This is a genomic window from Citrobacter sp. S46_ASV_140 (genome assembly GCF_018919545.1).
Classification (GTDB): domain Bacteria; phylum Pseudomonadota; class Gammaproteobacteria; order Enterobacterales; family Enterobacteriaceae; genus Citrobacter; species Citrobacter braakii.
The window spans coordinates 1-4,165 of sequence record NZ_JAHLRC010000201.1 but is presented as its reverse complement, the minus strand read 5'-3'; the positions used below and the strand labels follow the sequence as shown (position 1 = coordinate 4,165).

Here is a 4,165-nt window from a genome sequence, read left to right as displayed (position 1 = left end):
TGCTGATCCCTATCCTGCTCAGCATCGGCATGGCCCTGGCGGCCGGCGGTAACATTCTCGGGCCGCTGTTTTATACCGTTGCCTGGCTGGCCATCATCATTCCCGGTTCGTGGTTCTTGTTCCTGAAAGGCTACAAAATGGGTTCTGGCTCGGTGGAAATGCTGGTGAGCAGCAAGTCTGCCCGTCTGCGTGAAGCGTTATCGCTGCTGGGTGTGTTTGTCATGGGGGGCGTGGCGGCCAGCTACGTAAAACTTGGCACCGGACTGGAGTTTATTACCAAAGATGGGGTGAATATCCATGTTCAACAGATGCTGGACGGTATCTTCCCGCAGTTACTGCCGCTGATTGTGGTTCTTGGTACCTGGTATCTGATGGCCAAGCGCGGTGTATCACCAGTGAAAGCGATGATTTTACTGTTGATACTGGCCGCCCTCGGCGTCGCCACGGGCCTGTTTGCGGGATAACACAAAGAAAACGGTACAACCGGGGCTATGCCCTAATGTCAGTCAGTTAAGCATTATGGAGAACATATGATTTCGGCTCAGGGTTCCGTTCACCTCAGTGGTATCACTTTTCTGAAGCGCAGATACCCGTGAACGTGTTAAGGGTACGGCGATAGTACCCTTAACACGTTCACAGGTCGTATTGCCTCAGAGAAGTGACAAACATAAGGTGAACGTAGCAATACGCCGGAGGCAACAGATTCATTACCTCCGTATGTGCCACTCATCATCGTTAACTGACAAGCATTAGGGCTATACCCCGTTTTTTATGGATGAAAGTTTTGCCATAGCTCGGGGTGCTTGTCCGGGCGTGAGATAAACTGGAAACGCGCCGGGTCCTCGATGAATTGTTGATAAACAGGTGCGGAGGTAATCGAGAATTCCGTATATTGTCTGGGCGTAACGGCCTGCAGTCGTCCAGGGATGTAACGCGGATTATGCTGCCAGATAACGTTGTTGCCCTGCAGCAGCGGATACCATGCCAGTCCTTTATGCGCACGCACGGCGTCGTACTCAAAACCATATTCACGATCGCACCACGCGCCAAAGGTTAACGGTACATCCGGGTCTGCGGATATAGTCGCATGCCCCCAACCGGGTGGTACCAACACTTTCTCACCGGGCCCGGCAATTACAGCAAAACAGCGGCCTGGGTCGTCCTCAACATATTCCTGCATATAAATGATCGCTTTTCCCTGCCAGATTTCATAAAGCTCCGGCGGAGACCAGCCGCTGTGCTGACTAATACGATGAATATGTCCCTGACTACGCACCGGCTCTTCTCCCAGCCGTCCCGCCGCATAGGTCACCACGCCAAACAACAGCATCCGCTTTTTCAACTCTTCGCGATCCTGCATTCGCGCCACATCCATCGCTATGGCATACACCTCTTGCGGCCCTTCACAGTGCGGATCGCGCAGCGAGGCGCGAATCTGGTCAAGTTGACGAATCTCCGGCATCGGCCCGGTAACCTCATCCCCATAGCTAAAACCAAGCGGGTGATGATGGACCGTCATATCCAAGGCGTAAGAATGCGCTAAGTCACCCATTCTGTACCTCCTTCGCCTGAACCGTCTTATTTTCCTCAAAGACCCTTATTCTGAAGCCGCTGGCGAGCGCTGCATAATCATGACCCGCAATCCCTGGCCATACGGCGAGCGCCGACAGAACCTCTTCCCCGGTGTTGATTAACCGATGCGCGGTAAAGCCGGGGATAATGTGGACAGATCCCGCGAATACTTTTTCCAGCCTCGCGTCGCCCTGCTCAGTTTGCAACAGCAGCAAACCGGTGCCACGCAGACCAAAATAGACTTCCCCCTGTTCGCGGCGCGCATGGAAATGCCCGCGGGTCATAAAATACTCACAGCCGACCCGGCCAGGGTAAAGATGGGTAACACCGGTGTAGAGTTCACCTTCAGCGGGAGAGGTATCCAGCATCTCGACGTCATACACGACCTGCTCGCCAACCAGCTGTTGACGGGCGTGTTCATCGGCAAAAACGTCTGGAAGATCCTCAATACGGGTGGATTTACGCAATAACAGGCCATCAGCTAAAGCGCCGCTTGCCCACGCCACCTGCGGTGGCTGGATAAAAGAAAGGTTCATATGTGTCTCCGGCCCGAGGAGAACAACAGGATCAGATTAGCAGATTAATCGATTAACCTGCTATCGCTATCTGCATATTGCGGGCCAGATCACAGCCTCAAGGTGCCAGCGTCAGTACCTCTGCCACCCACTGCTGGAACCCCTCAACGTCCAGCCCCAGCGCGACCTGGGCATTTGCCGGATGCCCTAAACGTCCTTCAATGTCCACCACCGTCGTACCCGAGGTATATTCACCCTGGGTTTCAACCGCCACGAAGCACGGCTGCAGGGTAAACAGTTCCGGGCGCACCAGCCAGGCAATAGCGCACAGGTCGTGCATTCGTAGCCCCGTATTCATACTGCCGCTACGGTAATGGCTAAACAGCGCGTGCAGCATTTTTCCCGTCTGGTTAAGCTGCGGCAACGTCGCCAGATAGTCAGGGGTGAGCATGGCCTGATTAGTGACATCCAGCCCGCACATCACAATCTCCAGCCCGCTCTGGAAGACTTTTGCGGCGGCCTCGGGATCGATAGCAATATTAAACTCGGCGTTTGGCGTGAAGTTCCCGCGCCCGGCAGAACCGCCCATAATCACCAGACGGTGAATGTTGAATATGCATTCAGGATAATGAGTCAGCAGCAGCGCAATGTTGGTCAGGGGGCCAATTGCCACCAGCGTCACAGGCTGCGGGGCATGCATCAACGCATCGCGAATGGCCTGGAAGGCAGGTTTTGCCATCACCTGGCGGTCGTGTTCGACAAATTCATACCCTTCCATACCTGATTCACCGTGTACGGAAGCGGCATCTCGTAGCGGTCTCACCAGCGGCATCGATGCCCCCTGCGCCAGTGGAATATCCGCATTCCAGAAGTGCAGCAGTTGCAATGCATTACGGGTGGTTTTTTCCACCGACACATTACCTGCTACCGTGGTCATCAGTTGCAGATCCAGCTCAGGGGCAAACAGCGCGGCGGCAATAGCGGCAGCATCATCAATGCCGGGATCGGTATCAAGAATGATCGGTAAGCGCATGGTTTCTCCATAAAAAAATGCCAGACGTTAAGTCTGGCATCTTCTCATAATCGTAACCGGAAAGACTTACTCTACTTCACGAACATCCACACGCAGCTCTTTCGGTACTTCGAAAACGATGTTTTCTTCACGCCCTTCCAGCGGAATAGCTTCCCCACCGCCAAGCTCCTGCAGGCGAGCAATCACGTTTTGCACCAGGATATCAGGCGCCGAGGCACCGGCCGTCACGCCCACGCACCTGGCTTCTTTCACCCACGCTTCCTGGATATCGGTCGCATCGTCAATCAGATACGCCGCTTTCCCCATTCGTTGGGCCAGTTCAGCCAGACGGTTGGAGTTAGAAGAGTTTTTCGAGCCGACCACCAGCACAACATCGGCCTGCTCTGCCAGCGCACGGACCGCTTCCTGGCGGTTGGTCGTGGCATAACAGATATCGTCTTTGCGCGGCCCGACAATTTTCGGGAAACGGCTTCGCAACGCGTCAATGACGTCAGAGGTGTCATCAACGGAGAGAGTAGTCTGCGTCATGAAGGACAATTTGCCTTCATTTTTTACATTCAGTTTCAGCACATCTTCAGGTGATTCGACCAGATACATTCCCCCCTGCGGGTTACTGTACTGGCCCATCGTGCCTTCAACTTCCGGATGCCCGGCGTGACCAATTAAAATTGACTCTTCACCGCGACGGCTGGCGCGGGCAACTTCCATATGCACTTTCGTTACCAGCGGGCAGGTCGCATCAAAAACCGTGAGGTCGCGGCCTTTGGCTTCGTTACGCACCGCCTGAGACACGCCATGAGCGGAGAAAATCAGGATCGCGCCATCCGGTACTTCGCTGATTTGCTCAATAAAAATAGCGCCGCGCTCGCGCAGGCTATCCACCACATAGCGGTTATGCACCACTTCATGACGGACATAAATCGGTGCGCCGTAAATAGCCAGCGCGTTTTCCACAATGCTGATAGCGCGGTCTACGCCAGCGCAAAAACCGCGCGGGTTGGCCAACAGGATCTGCATTTTACGCCTCCAGTGCCGGTTCGACTTC

5 protein-coding genes are annotated in these 4,165 nt (G+C 54.6%); 1 reads left to right on the top strand and 4 read right to left on the bottom strand.

The features are described 5' to 3' along the window. Window positions 1-464 (top strand): PTS system mannose/fructose/sorbose family transporter subunit IID (locus tag KQJ19_RS22665; RefSeq protein ID WP_216404198.1); only part of this gene is annotated, 464 nt, incomplete at its 5' end. Window positions 465-769: 305 nt separating this feature from the next. Here KQJ19_RS22665 and KQJ19_RS22660 read toward each other — a convergent pair. The 4 genes from KQJ19_RS22660 to ispH form a co-directional block, all read right to left on the bottom strand. Beyond that, the gene (locus tag KQJ19_RS22660) at window positions 770-1,552 is read right to left on the bottom strand and encodes a glucose-6-phosphate isomerase family protein (protein WP_047500153.1); all 783 of its coding nucleotides are present in this window, start codon (window positions 1,550-1,552) and stop codon (window positions 770-772) included. Continuing rightward, a complete protein-coding gene (locus KQJ19_RS22655; RefSeq protein WP_047414460.1) occupies window positions 1,545-2,108 on the bottom strand; it encodes a glucose-6-phosphate isomerase family protein in 564 nt (187 codons plus the stop codon). The genes KQJ19_RS22660 and KQJ19_RS22655 overlap by 8 nt, the downstream gene beginning before the upstream one ends. Before the next feature lie 97 nt (window positions 2,109-2,205). After that, complete coding sequence (rihC, locus tag KQJ19_RS22650) at window positions 2,206-3,120, bottom strand: ribonucleoside hydrolase RihC (protein ID WP_016155659.1); 915 nt, start codon at window positions 3,118-3,120, stop codon at window positions 2,206-2,208. 66 nt (window positions 3,121-3,186) lie between these two features. Next, window positions 3,187-4,137 carry a 4-hydroxy-3-methylbut-2-enyl diphosphate reductase gene (ispH, locus tag KQJ19_RS22645; protein WP_047500149.1) on the bottom strand — a complete coding sequence of 317 codons (951 nt, stop codon included), beginning with the start codon at window positions 4,135-4,137 and terminating at the stop codon, window positions 3,187-3,189. Between the last annotated feature and the right edge of the window lie 28 nt (window positions 4,138-4,165).